This is a genomic window from Pontibacter sp. MBLB2868, from assembly GCF_051904785.1.
In the GTDB taxonomy this organism is placed as follows: domain Bacteria; phylum Bacteroidota; class Bacteroidia; order Cytophagales; family Hymenobacteraceae; genus Pontibacter.
The window spans coordinates 3,123,281-3,138,632 of the sequence record NZ_CP196710.1 but is presented as its reverse complement, the minus strand read 5'-3'; the positions used below and the strand labels follow the sequence as shown (position 1 = coordinate 3,138,632).

The following is a 15,352-nucleotide window of genomic DNA, read 5'->3' as shown; positions in this document are numbered from 1 at the left end:
AAGTATAACTAAGTAATTAATTCTGTTCTATTAATTCTCAAATTTAAAAACTCTATAGCGAAAATCTGTACAATTGTATCATTTTTTCAATATATAGCTTTTAAACGCAGAACTGATTCAGTATGAATTTGTTAAAAAAATAAGGGCTGCCTGGCAGGCAGCCCTTATCATGCTATGTGTCAGATATTATTCTTTATCTTTTGTCTTGTCTGACCCCGATGGTTTAGAAGACTCTTTTTCTTCCTCTGTTTCATCAGAAGCGCCTTTTAGTTTCTTACCATTGCTCTTCTTTGATTTAAAGGAAAGCTTTTCTTCGCCCTCTTTGTAATCAACCAGGATGGTATCGCCCTGATTAACCTCTGCTTTCAGTATCTCTTCCGCAATCGGGTCTTCGATATACTTCTGAATCGCACGGTTCAACGGACGGGCACCATACTTAGGATCATATCCTTTCTCGGCCACAAAGTCTTTTGCTTCTTTTGTGAGCTCGATAGTATAACCCAGTGTTTCCACACGCTTGAACAATTTGCTTAGTGAAAGCTCAATGATCTTGTGCATATCCTCACGGTTAAGCGAGTTGAACACGATCACGTCATCCAAACGGTTCAGGAATTCAGGCGAGAACGTCTTCTTCAGCGCACTGGCAATAGTGCTCTTCATAATATCGTCCACGTTTTCCTGCTTGGTTTTCGACATAAAACCAATACCGGCACCAAAGTCCTGTAAGTCGCGGGCACCTATGTTGGATGTCATGATGATGATCGTGTTACGGAAGTCAACCTTACGGCCTAGTCCGTCTGTCAGAATACCATCATCCAACACCTGCAGCAACAGGTTATAAACATCCGGGTGTGCTTTCTCGATCTCATCCAGCAATACCACAGAGTATGGCTTACGGCGGATCTTCTCGGTAAGCTGGCCACCTTCTTCGTAGCCAACATATCCCGGAGGCGCTCCTACAAGGCGAGATACACTGAATTTCTCCATGTACTCACTCATGTCGATACGCACCAGCGAATCTTCTTTGTCGAAGAGGTAGGTAGCCAGCACTTTAGCAAGCTCTGTTTTACCAACACCTGTCGGGCCCAGGAACACGAACGAACCAATTGGCTTTTTCGGGTCTTTTAGCCCGACGCGCGTACGTTGAATAGCTTTAACTAACTGGCCGATCGCTTTATCCTGGCCAATTACTTTGCCTTTCAGCTCTTCGCCCATGTTCAGCAGCTTCACGCCTTCTTTCTGAGCGATACGTTTTACCGGAATACCTGTCATCATGGCAATAACCTCTGCCACATTTTCCTCTTTTACAGTATAACGCTTCTTTTTCGTTTCCTCTTCCCAGTCCTTTTTAGCACTTTCAAGCTGGTCGATAAGTTTTTTCTCCTTATCTCGCAGTTGAGCAGCCTCTTCGTATTTCTGGCTCTTCACCACGCGGTTTTTCTCCACCTTAATGTTCTCGATCTGCTCTTCCAGCTTCAGGATATCATCAGGCACCACAATATTGTTGATGTGTACGCGTGCACCGGCCTCGTCCAGAATATCGATGGCTTTGTCCGGCAGGAAGCGGTCGCTCATGTAGCGATCTGATAGCTTCACGCAGGCCTCAATCGCCTTATCGGTATAATTTACGTGGTGGTGGTCCTGGTATTTGTCCTTGATATTGTTCAATATCTCGATCGTTTCTTCCGGCGTGGTTGGGTCAACCATCACGATCTGGAAACGACGGGCAAGGGCACCATCTTTCTCGATGTACTGGCGGTACTCATCCAGCGTAGTTGCACCGATGCATTGAATCTCGCCACGGGCAAGCGCAGGCTTGAACATGTTAGAGGCATCCAATGAGCCTGAAGCACCACCGGCACCCACAATCGTATGCAGCTCATCAATGAACAGGATCACGTCCGGTGACTTCTCCAGTTCATTCATCACAGCTTTCATACGCTCCTCAAACTGGCCACGATACTTCGTACCAGCTACCAGGGAGGCAAGGTCCAGGGTAACCACACGCTTGTTAAACAGCACGCGGCTTACCTTCTTCTGCACAATGCGCAGGGCAAGACCTTCGGCAATGGCTGTTTTACCCACGCCAGGCTCACCTATCAGGATCGGGTTATTTTTCTTGCGGCGGCTCAGTACCTGGGCCACACGCTCAATTTCTTTCTCACGACCAACAATCGGATCCAGCTTATCATCTTCTGCTAGCTTGGTCAAATCGCGGCCAAAGTTGTCAAGCACCGGGGTGCGCGACTTTTCGCCAGGCTTTTTGCTTGTGCTGCCAGAACGTGACGATGAGCTGCCGAATAATTTGTCGGAGTCATCAGAATCGTCGGTATCCGACGACGCTAGCGGATTATTGCTATGATAATCCAGGGAGTCTCTTATTGCTTCGTAGTTCACGTTGAATTTCGCTAATATTTGTGAAGAAATATTGTCTTCATCCCGGAGGATGGATAATAAGAGGTGCTCTGTACCAATGATATCACTCTTGAAGATCTTTGCCTCCAGGTATGTTATCTTAAGCACCTTCTCAGTCTGCTTCGTAAGCGGGATACTGCCGGTAATGTTACTGCTTTGGGTTGCTGTATTTCGGGTAGCTTGTTCTAAAGCGTACTTTAACTCATCTATCGAAACGCCAAGCTTTTTAAGCAATGCAATGGCGGTACCTTCTCCTTCCCGAATCATGCCCAGCACCAAGTGTTCCGTACCGATGTAGTCATGTCCAAGTCGAATAGCTTCCTCACGGCTGAGCGAGATGACCTCTTTCACTCGGTTTGAGAATTTAGCTTCCATGTATACTCTATAACTTAAAAAAATCTAAAATTGATAATTGATTGAGGCTAACAGAAGAACCTTTTACTTAACAAGCCATGCAGTTTAAATGTTCAGCTTGATGGCAGCAGCTACTGTAGATATGATAGTGACGCTGGCCCCTGTGTAAACAACAAGTCAATTATACTTAACTCCGGTGCAAATTGTTTGCCAAATACTTGTGTATAGGGTTTTACGTGCAAATTGTCATGATAGATTTTTGGATGTATCCTATTTCTTAAATCCAGCACGTTACCGGGAGCAGTTTTTTGGTAAGACTCCGTAAAATTGAGTGTTCTGTTTAGTTTTAGTAATTTAAGATAAAGTCGCAGCAAATCAATGTTCAGTTCAAATAAATATTTTGGCTGTCGCTCATATACCTCCCGCACATAGTCGCTATAAAATTCAAAATAAGGTGCCCGGCCATAGGCAGCCTGTATCGTGCGCCAATGCACCTTGTGCCATTTTTGAGTATAGTCTATCTCGATCTCAGTAACAGGGGTCTTGTCTTTGCTGTTGCCCCGCAATACCGGCACACTCAGAGGAGCAACCCCCTGGGCTGTAAGAACATGGCATCGGTTGCGGTAACTCTGCTTTACGTAGTTTTCATGCTGTTCCACCAGTATGCCATCGGTACGCAGCGCGTGCCAGAAGTACTGCACCGGGGGGTTATACATCATTTCAGTAAGGAGGATCAATTGTGGTTGATTTAAGGTAATTAAATAAGAATTTAAATCTGGTGCTGTAATGCCTGGTTTATACTGCGAGCACCGCACACCTGCTAAATAAGCACGAATTCTGTAATTTCATAATCAGGCGGATGATTGTACCTTTGCGGTTGCTTATTCGCATATGGAGAGAAGAATCAATATCCCGCCGCTGTATTATCCCTTTTGGTTACTGCTCAAAGGTATTTCGTTATTGCCATTTCCTGTACTTTACCTGCTTTCAGACTTTCTTTTTGTGCTGGCATATTATGTAATAGGTTACAGGAAAAAAGTTGTCCTGCAGAACATGCAAAATTCTTTTCCTGAAAAAGGGGAACAGGAGATAAAGGATCTGGCAAAAGCATTTTACCGGCAGTTTATGGATGTGGTCGTGGAGATAATTAAACTGGCCTCTATGCGTAAATCTGAAATGGCAAGCCGCATTACGTTCACAAATCAGCAAGTTCTGGATGATTTTGTGAAGCGCGGAACGCCTGCCATTACAATGGGTTCTCATTCGGGAAACTGGGAATGGATATTATCTGCCGGCGCTGTAAAGTTTGATTTTCCTGCCGAGGGCATTTACAAGCCTCTCAGTAATTTGTTCTTCGAAGAGTTTATGCTCCATATTCGTAGCAGGTTAGGGGCACGCCTTATTAAGATGAAAGATACTATGCGCGACTTTATCCGGAACCGGAAAGAGCCACGGGTTATCGCGATGTTATCAGACCAGACACCACCATACGGAGAGATACAATACTGGACAAACTTTCTGAATCAGGAAACTGCTTTCTTTGTTGGTGCCGAAAAACTTTCAAATTCATTTAAGTATCCTGTTTTATACCTCGATGTGCAGCGGGCACAAAGAGGGCACTACATTCTAACCTTTGAAACCATCACTGACGGGCAGCAGGATTTATCCGGTTTAGGCGTAGAATATCCGGTTACAGAAATTTTTGCTCAGAAACTGGAAGCCACCATCCGCCGTAACCCCGCTAATTATCTCTGGACCCATAAACGCTGGAAGCACAAGCGGCCACAGGTTGCTGAACAGCAGTAAAGCTTCCGGTCATATGATTAGAGTAGCCGCTGCTAAAGGTTTTACACTTCGTATGAGCTGAGATGGAAATCAAGCGGGTAGCTTAAAATTTCTTTCTCTACAGATACTGCTCAATATCTCCTGCGCCCTCGCGCAAAACGTCAAAGCCATTGTTAGTTACGTCAACTACTGTAGAAGCTTTGTTTTGGCCGTAACCACCATCAATTACACAATCTACCAGGTTTCTGTATTTCTCATAGATCAGTTCCGGATCGGTGCTGTATTCTATAACTTCGTCCTCATCTCGGATAGAGGTGGAGAGGATCGGGTTGCCCAGTTCTTTTACCAGCATCAAAGCAATCGTATTGTCAGGCACCCTGATGCCCACTGTTTTCTTTTTGCCGCTGGTATACTTGGGTACATTGCTGGTGGCGTTAAGTATAAATGTGAAAGGGCCAGGCAATGCCTTCTTCATTACTTTATAGGTTGGGGTGTCTATCTTTGCATAATCGGAAATGTGGGTCAGGTCTGAGCAAATAAAGGACAGATTGACCTTATCCGGTTTAACACCTTTTATCAGGCAGACCCGCTCTATTGCCCTGGCATTGTGTATGTCGCAGCCAATGCCATAGATAGTGTCAGTAGGGTAAATGATGACACCACCATTGCGCAGGATATCCACAGCCTCTAAAATTTTTCGTTCCTGTGGGTTTTCCGGGTGTATCTGAAGAAAAGTAGCGTCGCTCATGATGTTGTTGGTTTATGAATGGAAGTATAAAGTAAACATACTTGTTTAAATAAATATGCGTTTCAGATTAATGTTACAGCTATTAGGCTGACTAAAATTAATTATTCGCGCTTTATGCTACTATCTCATTCTGAATTAGAGAGAGATGTATTATTTTTGCACCTGAATATGCGGGTTCGGAACCTAAATTTTGTTCCAGACCTTTTACTAACACTATGGCTAACACTGCTAACAACCCAAAAAGACAGCGAAAGCAAAAGAGCAAACTAGGTCCGAGCCTTGCCGTGCTGTTCCTTTTCCTGTTTGTGAGCTTCTCTTATTACGCTTACCAGATCGTGTACACCCCCAATGTGGACACCAAAGACCGTGACACCTATGTGCTTATTCCAACAGGAGCCACTTACGGGCAGGCCATGGATTCTATAGAGGCAACAGGGGTGATCATCGATAAGTTATCGCTTCGGTTTATGTCTAAGTTAATGGACTATGATGAGCTTGTAAAGCCCGGACGCTACAAACTAGAGAATGGCTGGGGCAACCGCCAGTTAATTGGTGTGTTGCGCCTTGGAGAGCAGACACCGGTGAAACTTACCTTTAACAGCGTTCGCCTGAGAAGCCAGCTGGCTACGAAACTGGCCGGTGACCTGCAACCTACCGAAGAGCAGTTAGATAGTTTACTGAACAACCAGGCGTACCTGCAAGGCTTAGGTTTTGATACTGCTAACGTAGTCAGCATGTTTGTGCCGAACACCTACGAAGTGTACTGGACGATAACTGCTCCGGAACTAATGGAGCGGATGAAAAAGGAGTACGACAAATTCTGGACCGCAGAGCGCCGCACTAAAGCCGATAAGCTTGGACTGTCGCCGAAAGAGGTGTCTACTTTAGCTTCCATTGTGCAGGCCGAAACAGCGAAGAATGACGAAAAGCCGCGTGTGGCTGGCGTGTACCTGAACCGCCTGAACAAGGGAATGCTGCTGCAAGCAGACCCAACCGTAATTTTTGGTGTCAGAGATTTTACTATCCGCCGGGTCCTGAACACGCATCTAAGCTACGATTCGCCTTATAATACATACCGGTACAAGGGCCTGCCTCCGGGGCCGATCAATGTGCCCACCATTTCCAGTATCGATGCCGTGCTAAACCACGAAGATCATAATTATCTCTATTTCTGCGCGAAAGATGATTTCTCAGGATATCATAGTTTTGCCACAACTGTAGCCGAACATCAGGCCAATGCACGCCGTTTTCACCGTGCCCTGAATGAGCGGAACATCATGAAATAGGTTACCTTATTTGAAAAGAGCCTGCTGCGTTTAATTAGCGTGGCAGGCTCTTTTTTTATACATTCGTGTTTCACTACCTCACTAAAACCCGATAGCAGTGTTCGAATCAGAAGTGCAGATACGCGTACGATACGCCGAAACAGATCAGATGGGCTATGTATATTATGGCAACTATGCCGCTTATTATGAGGTGGCACGTACGGAGGTGTTCAGGCGTTTAGGCATTCATTACAAAGAGATGGAAGCAACCGGAACCATGATGCCGGTGCTGGAGCTGAAATGCAAGTATATACGCCCGGCAAAGTATGATGACCTTCTCACGATCAAGCTTTTGCTAAAGCACAAGCCTACTGGCTCACGTATAAAATTTGAGTACGAAGTATACAATGAGGCCAGTGAGTTGTTAAATGTTGGCGAGACGACCATGGTGTTTGTAAATATGCAGACGGGCAGGCCAACGGCGGTGCCAACATTAATCCATGATAAATTAGATTCGTACTTTGTAGCGAATGAGGCTTAACCACCATTATTTAAAGCGCCGCAGGGCATACCGGAAGTTTATCGTTTTCCTGAAAAGGTGGCGGTTTAACAACGGGCAGTCTTCTGTTTATGAGGTAGTGGATGTGCTTATTGGCGAGCTGCGCCTGGACTCAGTTACCAAGCGTGCCTCTTATATGGCGTTTAACTTTACGCTGGCCATATTTCCGAGCATCATCTTCCTGTTCACCCTCATTCCATATATCCCCAGCATCCTTTCGCTTGACCTTAGTGAGAGCATCCTTAGTTTTATCGAGGATTTTATGCCGGAGGAAATGTATGCTGTGGCCTATACCACCATCGAAGATATTGTAAACAAGCCACGTGGGGGACTATTATCCTTTGGTTTCTTGTTTGCGCTTATCCTGTCTACCAATGGGATCATGTCGTTGATGGATGCCTTTGACAAAAAGTACCATACTTTTTATAAGCGCAGCTATCTCCGGAAAAGGCTGATTGCCACAGCACTGACTATTGTCTTGTCTTTTATACTTTTTACGGCAGTAGCGGCGATCTTCTTTGGGCAATGGATACTGGATGTGATGGTGTTTTATGAGATAGTGACTGAAAGCTACACCTATACTTTGCTGGTTATCCTGAAGTATGTTGCCATCGTATTGCTGTTCCTGCTGGCTACCTCTATAGTATACTATTATGTTCCGGCTATAGAAGATAAATGGCCGTTCTTCTCTGCGGGCGCAGTAGTGGCCACGGGGCTGATCTTCCTGGTGTCGATGATCTTTTCCTTCTACATCAGTGCATTCGATACCTATAACAAGTTCTATGGATCTATCGGGGCTTTAATTGGTTTAATGATCTGGCTGGACTTTGTGTCGATGATCCTTATCCTCGGCTTTGAAATAAATGTGAGCATTGACACTGTTACCAAACGATTGACCCGTACGCCTGCTTCGCATAAAGGGAAAGTGATTAGTGCTTCCGGAATTTAGGGTTTAAACAGTTTGTAGTGCTTGCTATCAATTATTGTCTCTGGGTTAATGGACCCGTTAGTAAAATTTTTAAGCTTAAAAATCAGAGCTTTATGGGTTTTTAGAGCTTAAGTTGTTAAAATTTATTTTGTATAGTTTTGATAATTCAGGGCGACGCCCTACTTTTGTATTCGAAATCGTTAGAGAGTTGGCAGAGTGGTCGAATGCGGCGGTCTTGAAAACCGTTGACTGTAACAGGTCCGGGGGTTCGAATCCCTCACTCTCTGCTGGTAGCAATACCAAGATCAATTAAAAGCCTGCAAATATCTCATTTGCAGGCTTTTTTGTTTTCCAGATCTACCAGGTTATTTAGTCTCTCTCAAAGTATGGGTACGATCACTCATCAGCTGTACATCCATACGCAAACTCCCTTACTTTACTTGCTCCATGTATGGCTGCCAGTTCACGATGATCACCTTCTCCTCGGGCAGCAGCAGGTAGCCGTAGTCGTAGCAGAAGTGGTAGGTGTTGCCGCTTTTGGTGCGGTAGAGGTGGGTGAAGTGGCGAAAGTCGAAGCCGCTGTGTAGCAGTACCTCCCGGCGCAGAGTGGTCTTACCCTCGGGGCTGGCTCGCTGCAGCAGGAAACGGTTGCGGCGCAGTTTGTCGTTGATCTCCTTCATCAGCTGCTCCCCCTTGTCTTCGGACCGGCGTCGGTTACTGGCTGAAGCGCGGCATTGGTTGGAACAGTATTGCTTGCCCGCCCTCCCCAGTAAGGTCTGGCCGCAGTTTTCACAAGATCTTTTCAGGGTATTCATTGTCGAATTAAGGTGCTAAGCGTTTGTAAGCGTTTAAAAAGGCTTTATACGTTTACAAGCGCAACTATGCGCATATTTTGCGCTTAAATAAAAATTTTAAAGGTACTTGCCGCTTTCAATATTTATAAAACTATGCGTCAGGGCAGTACTCAGCATGAAATTTTCCTCAACTCACTGGAGCATGAGGGCAAAAAGTTTATCCGCCTCTGGTATAAACCAAACCCGTTTATTTCAAAAAGGCTGAAAGAGGCAGGTTGGATAAAGTATAGCAAGACCTACAAGTGCTTTGTGATGCACAACAGCCCTCACAGCATTGAGATGACCTACACGCATTTCCAGGGGCTGGCGCAGGTAAATACCCGTTACCTGTACCGCCCCAAAAGGCTGAAGCCCAACAAACTGGTGCCAGTGCTTGCAGGTGAACAGCGTGGGGAGCCACTTGAGAAGATGCCAGATTTGCCGGTGGTAAAGCTACAGCCGATGCTGGTCGGGGATGATAAGACCCTTATCAGTGTCACCTTCCGCTACAGCCAGCAGGTGTATGAAACGCTAAAGTGTAGTAACCTTGCCACCTGGCAAGCGGAGCAGAAGTGCTTTGCCATACCCGAGGGTGGGCAGCACATACAGCAGCTGGCCGAGGAGCTCGATGGAAAGGGTTGGCTGTGGCTGAGCCAGCAGCTGGTAGTACGCGACGTGGTGCTGCTGCGCAGGCTGTGGGAGCAAACTTACCTGAAAAGCACTGGCTATATCACTTGTCCGATAGATTACCTGGAGAAGCTCTACCTCCTGAACTACTCCATGAACACCATTCGCACCTACCACTCGCTTTTGCTGCGCTTCCTTAACAGCTACAGCGAGAAGGGCATGGCAGCGATGAACGCTTTTAGCGAAGAGGACATTAACCAGTACCACCGGCAGATGGTGCAGGCTGGCTCTTATTCCTGTTCTTTTGTGAACCAGAGCATCAACGCCGTCAAGTTCTACTACCAGCGGGTGCTTGGCCGCCACGAGGTGCAGCTGCGCGATGTGGAGCGGCCCGAGAAGCCAGACCGCCTGCCCACGGTACTCAGCAAGCAGGAGGTTAAAAAAATATTGGAGGCTACTGATAACCTAAAGCACCGTTGCATGCTGCAGCTGCTGTATGCCGGGGGCTTACGCATCGGCGAGGTGATCAGCCTGAGTCTGTCGGACGTGCAGTCGGACAGGAACCTGCTGCTCATCCGCGGGGGCAAGGGCAAAAAAGACCGCACCACTGTGCTCTCGCAGCGGTTACTGGATAATCTGAGGGTATATTATAAGGAGTACAAACCAAAAACATGGCTTTTTGAGGGGCAGTTCGGCGGGCAGTACACTTCAGACAGCCTGCGTAACGTGTTTCAGGCTTGCCGGAAAAAAGCCGGCGTAAAAACAAATGCTACCCCGCATACGCTCAGGCACTCTTTTGCCACGCATTTGCTGGAGCAGGGCACAGATTTACGCTACATTCAGACGCTGCTGGGGCACAGGTCCAGCAAGACCACCGAGATTTATACCCATGTTACCAGCTACGCCTTGGATAAAATTGTGAGTCCGCTTGATAATTTATAGAAAGGTGCTATATTAGGGTTGGACTATGAAAGTGGTAGGTTTAAGAAACGGCTTTTGCAAAAATGATCTTGAAAAGTTGGCAATCCTACTCCGTACATAGTGCAGATAGTAGGAGTAGGTACTCCTGCTAGCAAGTAGTTAGCAGAAAACTAAATCATGAAAAACAAGAGAGTTCTTTCAATAGGAGTACTTACTATTCTGTTCTTTTATTCCTGTAGTCAGCAGGCGGTTAAAGAACAAGGTATAGTGGAAACAGAGATTGCCAAAACGGAAAATGCCGTCCTGGATGCAGAGTCTTTTGAGTCCGATACGACCTATAGTTTTGAATTAGCGACAACCTCACCTGATACATTCAAGCTTGTTAGCCACAGTTGGTACTTCTACTATCCTTTTGGAAAATTCACTACACCAGAAGAATTGAAAAGCCACTACAGCAACAGGTTTAGCTTTGAAGAAGAGATTTCAACTTCTGATAGTGACCCATCTGGAGAAGTAAGTTTATACAGGCTAAAGATGGATAAAGGATTTGTTAAGTTCTATCACACTACTTTGGAAGAAGGCTCAGAAAACAATGATATTGCTTTGGTTTCTGCTAACATCACAGAACCATCCATCCAGATGACCAATGGATTGAAAGTTGGAATGTCAAGAGATGAAGTGAAAGAAGTCTTATTCAGTAAGGGTGAACCTGCAAGTGTAAGAAACTATAAGAACCTGCAGATAGCAACAGCTCTCGATGGTGTTTGGGTGAATTTGAGCTTTGAGAAGGATAGGTTAAACAGAATTTTCATTGACACTGATTACCTCTTAAATAAAGAATAGTCCGCTGCTAACACGGCACAGGCTTTATACTCGGCATCGCCTCGTTCATAGCCTGTACAAACCGTTATGGCAAATAGAAATCATAAATGAGAATAAGTTTACTTGTTTCTTTTCTTTTTGTAGTTGCAGCATCATGTAGTCCAAAGACTTATGTTGTAATAAGTAACGAGTTAAGGTACGGTGATTTGTCTGATGGCTTGCCAGATTTGGATTCAACAGTTACTTTAAACTATGAAAGTGGAAAAGTTAAAGCTGTTGGCAAATATGCCTTAGCTGATGATAAAACTTCAGATAATCTAAAGGCGGGATTTTGGAAAGAATATCATGAGAATGGTAGCCTGAAAAATGAAGGGAATTACAAACTTGGCTCATACCTGCAATGTAGCATGGGTGGCTTGTGGAGAGAATACTACTCATACAGGTATGGAATGTGGAAATACTTCGATGAGAAAGGGGAGTTAAAATATGAAGTTGAGTTTACACCAAGTAGTCTACACGTGAAGACAAGCTGTGAAGGGGGCGACTCTCTAATTTTCGGTTTAATAAAAGCTGTTCCACTTGAATATGCTGGTTCTCTAAAGCCAGACATGATATATGAACTTCAAAAGGTGGAAACTGAACAGGACTTTGGTTCTATTATTTATACTCCTTTAAACGGCAACTTGTACATTAACTGGAAACAGTGAAAACAAAACAACAAGCCATAACCACAGTAGCTGTTGCACAACACTAAAGTAATTTCTTTTCTTAATTCTCTTTTCACGCACTTCCATTTCCAAGCCTCAATTAGCAGTTTAAAAAAACCATGTAGCTCCGGCCTGGGTAGGGCCATGACAGCCGCCTGACTTCTTTTTTGGGTATAGCGCATCAGCTTCTGCAAGTTATAGGCCGCCGCGGCCAAAAGCATCCCCTTGTGGGCCATTACAAGTCCCCGGGTGTTAATCTTGCGCATTCCCAAAAAGTTAAGCAGTGTGCCCAGCACCGGCTCCACGGTGGCCTGCCGGACTCGCTTCATGCGTCGTCCCCAGCGGCTTTGGAGGCGGGCAATGGTTCTCTCATACTCCTCCCGATAGAAGGTTACTTCAATCTTTTTGACGTGTAGCTGGCCAATGCAGCTCTCTTTGATGGGGCAGTCCCTGCAGTCCTTCCTGGTGGTGTAGTAGGTTCTCTTTTTGTTGTTGTTCTTTTTCTCCACCAGCACGTTGCGGAAGGTTACCTTTTTATTTTGAGGGCAGCGCCAGTAATCCCCTTCCCGCTCGTAGGTAAAGCCGGCAGGGCCTCCCTTGTAGGTGCCGTGGGGCGGGATGAAAGCCGTGACGCCTTGCTGCTCCAAAAGGGCGTAGTTCTCACCAGAGGAGTAGCCGGCATCCGCTAGCAGCGTACTACACGAGAGGCTTAACAGCTGTAGCCTTGAGGTGAGCGACCCCAGCAGGGTTGGCAGACACAGGCTATCTTTTCGGTCAGCGTGGTCGGCCTGCGCGTGGGTGATCACGTGACTGCCCGTATCCACTGCCAGCTGTAAAAGGTAGCAGAGCTTGCGGGCCTTGCCGGGCTTTACCGCTATCCGGGCATCCGGATCCACCGGGGAGTAGTGCGTCTTGTTAGAGGTGAAGCGGCTGTCCTTATTGCTGGCGCCGGGGTGCTGGTCTTTTCCCCACTTCTTATTACGGGCCTTGATTTCCTGCAGCTCATCGCGGCTGGCGGTGAGGGTACGCTGCTGCTGGCTGGCCTTGTTGCGCATGGCCCTGCGGTCGGCAGGACTCATTGCCCTGACCCGCTCCAGGTGATCGGCCAGCTCCTGCTGGGGCACCTTCAGCTCCAGCGAGTCCATCGATGCGTTGGCTTTGATCAGGGCAGAATCTACCACTTGGGTATGGCCCGAGACCATGCCTGCTTCCACGCACAGGGAGAGCACGCGGGTGAAGACTTCCTCAAAGAGCGCGGCAGGCAAGAGCTGGCGGGTACGGGAGAGGGTCGAATGCCAGGGCAGCGGCTCGTCAAGCTGGTAGTCGAGGAAGTACAAAAGGTCCAGGCGCAGGCTGCAGTGCTCGATGAGTTTTCTGTCGGAGATGATGTTCTCCAGGTAGCCCACCAGGCAGAGCTTGAAGAAGACCACCGGGTCGATCGACTGCTGACCGCAGCGGCCATAGAAGGGAGCCGTCAGCTCATAGAGAAATGAAAAGTCCAGCCGCTGCTTGAGCTGCCTGTAGAAGTTGCACTCAGGTACGTGTGCCGAGAGCGAGAAGCGTAGCTCCCGCTCGTCTTCGAAAGTTTTCCTGCCCTGCATCGCCTCATCGATTTGGTACTATACGCTTTTACGATTATCTTCAACCAGTTGTGCAACATGCACCACACCTTTACGGTAGCTACGCCACCGCAAAGCCCAGTACGTTGGGCTGCATAAAGATTAAATGAAGACAAAGAAAATAAGGGGGCATAGAAGAAGGCATAAGCAGATTAGAAAATGGGTGCTTCACACGCTACCACTGGACTTGGATGTATTGTCTAAATGGCAACGGGAATATGCGGAGATTTTAGTACATCCTTGGAGCGGAATTTCAATAACTGAAAGCGTAATTCCTGAGCCTAAGGGCAAAACAAAGGCTCTAATGCTGGAAGGGCTTTTGGAGATTTATCAAAGTTGGAAAGTAGAGCTTGAGAAGCTTGGCACACCATATTACTTGAAGCTGTGGCTGTATGAACAAAGGTTTTCTAAGTCTCAGGTCGTATGTGCAATAGGTGAAAAGATAGAGTACTATCAAAACTCCCACCGCTTAGCCAATATTAAAAGGGAGTTTGAAGGTCGTGCTTATGGGGCACTTGCTGATAAACTTTCGAAGTATAGCTGGGAATTGGCTCTGGATGATGAAATACACACTGAGAGTGAGTATAGCGCAGAGCCAGAAGTCTACGCCAAGTACGAGTACTGGCTGTGGGATCAACGCCAATTTAAAAAAATAAAGAATAATCCTAAAACAACAATTATAGAAGGAGATGAAGAACCTCTTTACTGTGTTACCAAAGGTTTTGTTTGGCTAGGGGGAGTGAAATAAAAATTACGATAGCCCAACAAGGTGCATAATTTAGGTTTCGGCTACGCCTCTCCCACATTATAGCACGAACACGTTACCTTACATATTATAAAAAACCCATCAATGATGAAGTATATTTTGGGAACGCTTTTGGCGATGCTTACCTTTTTAGACTGTTACTCACAAGACCTGCACCCATTCAGAGAAACTACTCTTTGGGGCTACAGAGACAACCAAGGGGTAGTAAAAATCGAACCGCAATTCCAATATGCTTCAAAGTTCATGTATGGAATTGCAGTAGTCGCTAAAAATGACAGCTTAGGAGCCATAGATAAGAATAGTAATTTAGTCATACCTTATAAATATGAATATCTCCAACCCTTAGATACTTCCGAATTCCTGTTTGGATTCAGGGCTAAATACTTTGGTGAGTATTTCATGGGGGTGATGTCTAGTGATGAAAAGGTTAAAATCCCCGCAGAGTACAGGCATATTAGAAAATACAACAACACCTACATTGTAGTCATAGAACAGGATTCAATTATAGGCAAAGGACCAATTGGGGATATTCGTACAGGTAAAAGCTTTTACGGACTCATGGATAGTAAAGGTAAATTCCTGATTCCGTGTGAGTACAGTTACTTAAAGTGGGTTAACGACAGCCTAATCGTTGTAACCCAAGGTAGTGCGGGAACCAACCAAGCACTATTCAACAAAAGAGGTGAGCAGCTGACTGGCTTTGAATATATGGTATTTGGCGATTTTATTGAAGGGATAGCAAAAGCAAGGATTGGCGATAAATTTGGTTTTATTTACCCTAGTGGTAAAGTGGCAATTCCAATACATTTTGATTTTTGTGAAGATTTTAGCGGCGGCTATGCACTTATTAAACAACAGGAAAATTGGGGTGCAATAAATAAGAGCGGTAAGGTGGTGGTTGAGCCTAAATATAAATACGAAGAAGTTAAGGCTGAACTTAAAAGAAAGTACAATAGGTAACCACACCTATAAGTCAGCTACGCCATCTTATAGCCAAGTTCGT

General features: G+C 45.9%; 14 protein-coding genes and 1 tRNA gene. 10 read left to right on the top strand and 5 right to left on the bottom strand.

All coding sequences use genetic code 11. The annotated features are described in order from the left end of the window. Positions 1-186: 186 nt before the first annotated feature. Together ACSX1A_RS13405 and ACSX1A_RS13400 are read right to left on the bottom strand one after the other, a co-directional pair. A complete protein-coding gene (locus ACSX1A_RS13405) occupies positions 187-2,790 on the bottom strand; it encodes an ATP-dependent Clp protease ATP-binding subunit (RefSeq protein WP_439880148.1) in 2,604 nt (867 codons plus the stop codon). Between the two features lie 110 nt (positions 2,791-2,900). After that, on the bottom strand, positions 2,901-3,488 hold the full coding sequence (locus ACSX1A_RS13400; RefSeq protein WP_439880147.1) for a WbqC family protein: 588 nt from the start codon (positions 3,486-3,488) through the stop codon (positions 2,901-2,903). A gap of 172 nt (positions 3,489-3,660) precedes the next feature. Here ACSX1A_RS13400 and ACSX1A_RS13395 point away from each other — a divergent pair, with 172 nt between their 5' ends. Then, a complete protein-coding gene (locus tag ACSX1A_RS13395; protein WP_439880146.1) occupies positions 3,661-4,575 on the top strand; it encodes a lysophospholipid acyltransferase family protein in 915 nt (304 codons plus the stop codon). Positions 4,576-4,672: 97 nt separating this feature from the next. Here ACSX1A_RS13395 and ACSX1A_RS13390 read toward each other — a convergent pair whose 3' ends face one another. Further along, entirely contained in the window at positions 4,673-5,302 is a 630-nt protein-coding gene (locus ACSX1A_RS13390) for an L-threonylcarbamoyladenylate synthase (protein ID WP_439880145.1), read from the bottom strand. A 215-nt stretch (positions 5,303-5,517) separates the two neighbouring features. Between ACSX1A_RS13390 and mltG the strand changes: the two genes are divergently transcribed. The 4 genes from mltG to ACSX1A_RS13370 all read left to right on the top strand — a co-directional run bounded on the left by mltG (position 5,518) and on the right by ACSX1A_RS13370 (position 8,341). Continuing rightward, positions 5,518-6,588 carry an endolytic transglycosylase MltG gene (mltG, locus tag ACSX1A_RS13385; protein ID WP_439880144.1) on the top strand — a complete coding sequence of 357 codons (1,071 nt, stop codon included), beginning with the start codon at positions 5,518-5,520 and terminating at the stop codon, positions 6,586-6,588. Positions 6,589-6,685: 97 nt separating this feature from the next. After that, positions 6,686-7,108 carry an acyl-CoA thioesterase gene (locus tag ACSX1A_RS13380; RefSeq protein WP_439880143.1) on the top strand — a complete coding sequence of 141 codons (423 nt, stop codon included), beginning with the start codon at positions 6,686-6,688 and terminating at the stop codon, positions 7,106-7,108. Further along, complete coding sequence (locus ACSX1A_RS13375) at positions 7,098-8,075, top strand: YihY/virulence factor BrkB family protein (RefSeq protein WP_439880142.1); 978 nt, start codon at positions 7,098-7,100, stop codon at positions 8,073-8,075. Before ACSX1A_RS13380 ends, ACSX1A_RS13375 begins: the two co-directional genes overlap by 11 nt. Positions 8,076-8,256: 181 nt before the next feature. Next, positions 8,257-8,341: transfer RNA gene (locus ACSX1A_RS13370), tRNA-Ser, on the top strand. Positions 8,342-8,485: 144 nt separating this feature from the next. Here the strand turns inward: ACSX1A_RS13370 and ACSX1A_RS13365 are convergent. Then, the gene (locus ACSX1A_RS13365; RefSeq protein ID WP_439880141.1) at positions 8,486-8,734 is read right to left on the bottom strand and encodes a hypothetical protein; all 249 of its coding nucleotides are present in this window, start codon (positions 8,732-8,734) and stop codon (positions 8,486-8,488) included. 267 nt (positions 8,735-9,001) lie between these two features. Here ACSX1A_RS13365 and ACSX1A_RS13360 point away from each other — a divergent pair, with 267 nt between their 5' ends. The 3 genes from ACSX1A_RS13360 (at position 9,002) to ACSX1A_RS13350 (ending at position 11,964) form a co-directional block, all read left to right on the top strand. Beyond that, entirely contained in the window at positions 9,002-10,456 is a 1,455-nt protein-coding gene (locus ACSX1A_RS13360; protein ID WP_439880140.1) for a tyrosine-type recombinase/integrase, read from the top strand. 156 nt (positions 10,457-10,612) lie between these two features. Further along, positions 10,613-11,278 (top strand): hypothetical protein, encoded by a 666-nt coding sequence (locus tag ACSX1A_RS13355; RefSeq protein WP_439880139.1) that lies wholly within the window; start codon positions 10,613-10,615, stop codon positions 11,276-11,278. An 86-nt stretch (positions 11,279-11,364) separates the two neighbouring features. Continuing rightward, positions 11,365-11,964, top strand: a complete 600-nt coding sequence (locus ACSX1A_RS13350) for a toxin-antitoxin system YwqK family antitoxin (protein ID WP_439880138.1) — start codon at positions 11,365-11,367, stop codon at positions 11,962-11,964. On the opposite strand, the gene ACSX1A_RS13345 is transcribed toward ACSX1A_RS13350, so the two are convergent. Next, positions 11,919-13,565, bottom strand: a complete 1,647-nt coding sequence (locus ACSX1A_RS13345) for an IS1182 family transposase (protein WP_439880137.1) — start codon at positions 13,563-13,565, stop codon at positions 11,919-11,921. The genes ACSX1A_RS13350 and ACSX1A_RS13345 overlap by 46 nt on opposite strands. Before the next feature lie 124 nt (positions 13,566-13,689). Here ACSX1A_RS13345 and ACSX1A_RS13340 point away from each other — a divergent pair, with 124 nt between their 5' ends. Both ACSX1A_RS13340 and ACSX1A_RS13335 read left to right on the top strand, forming a co-directional pair. After that, a complete protein-coding gene (locus tag ACSX1A_RS13340) occupies positions 13,690-14,331 on the top strand; it encodes a hypothetical protein (protein ID WP_439880136.1) in 642 nt (213 codons plus the stop codon). Positions 14,332-14,433: 102 nt separating this feature from the next. After that, a complete protein-coding gene (locus ACSX1A_RS13335; protein WP_439880135.1) occupies positions 14,434-15,309 on the top strand; it encodes a WG repeat-containing protein in 876 nt (291 codons plus the stop codon). Positions 15,310-15,352 lie beyond the last annotated feature (43 nt).

Excerpts from the sequence above, each read along its gene's own strand:
- ACSX1A_RS13405 (WP_439880148.1), bottom strand. The coding sequence starts at position 2,790 with ATGGAAGCTAAATTCTCAAACCGAGTGAAAGAGGTCATCTCGCTCAGC.
- ACSX1A_RS13400 (WP_439880147.1), bottom strand. The coding sequence starts at position 3,488 with ATGATGTATAACCCCCCGGTGCAGTACTTCTGGCACGCGCTGCGTACC.
- ACSX1A_RS13395 (WP_439880146.1), top strand. The coding sequence starts at position 3,661 with ATGGAGAGAAGAATCAATATCCCGCCGCTGTATTATCCCTTTTGGTTA.
- ACSX1A_RS13390 (WP_439880145.1), bottom strand. The coding sequence starts at position 5,302 with ATGAGCGACGCTACTTTTCTTCAGATACACCCGGAAAACCCACAGGAA.
- mltG (WP_439880144.1), top strand. The coding sequence starts at position 5,518 with ATGGCTAACACTGCTAACAACCCAAAAAGACAGCGAAAGCAAAAGAGC.
- ACSX1A_RS13375 (WP_439880142.1), top strand. The coding sequence starts at position 7,098 with ATGAGGCTTAACCACCATTATTTAAAGCGCCGCAGGGCATACCGGAAG.
- ACSX1A_RS13365 (WP_439880141.1), bottom strand. The coding sequence starts at position 8,734 with ATGAAGGAGATCAACGACAAACTGCGCCGCAACCGTTTCCTGCTGCAG.
- ACSX1A_RS13360 (WP_439880140.1), top strand. The coding sequence starts at position 9,002 with ATGCGTCAGGGCAGTACTCAGCATGAAATTTTCCTCAACTCACTGGAG.
- ACSX1A_RS13355 (WP_439880139.1), top strand. The coding sequence starts at position 10,613 with ATGAAAAACAAGAGAGTTCTTTCAATAGGAGTACTTACTATTCTGTTC.
- ACSX1A_RS13350 (WP_439880138.1), top strand. The coding sequence starts at position 11,365 with ATGAGAATAAGTTTACTTGTTTCTTTTCTTTTTGTAGTTGCAGCATCA.
- ACSX1A_RS13345 (WP_439880137.1), bottom strand. The coding sequence starts at position 13,565 with ATGCAGGGCAGGAAAACTTTCGAAGACGAGCGGGAGCTACGCTTCTCG.
- ACSX1A_RS13340 (WP_439880136.1), top strand. The coding sequence starts at position 13,690 with ATGAAGACAAAGAAAATAAGGGGGCATAGAAGAAGGCATAAGCAGATT.
- ACSX1A_RS13335 (WP_439880135.1), top strand. The coding sequence starts at position 14,434 with ATGATGAAGTATATTTTGGGAACGCTTTTGGCGATGCTTACCTTTTTA.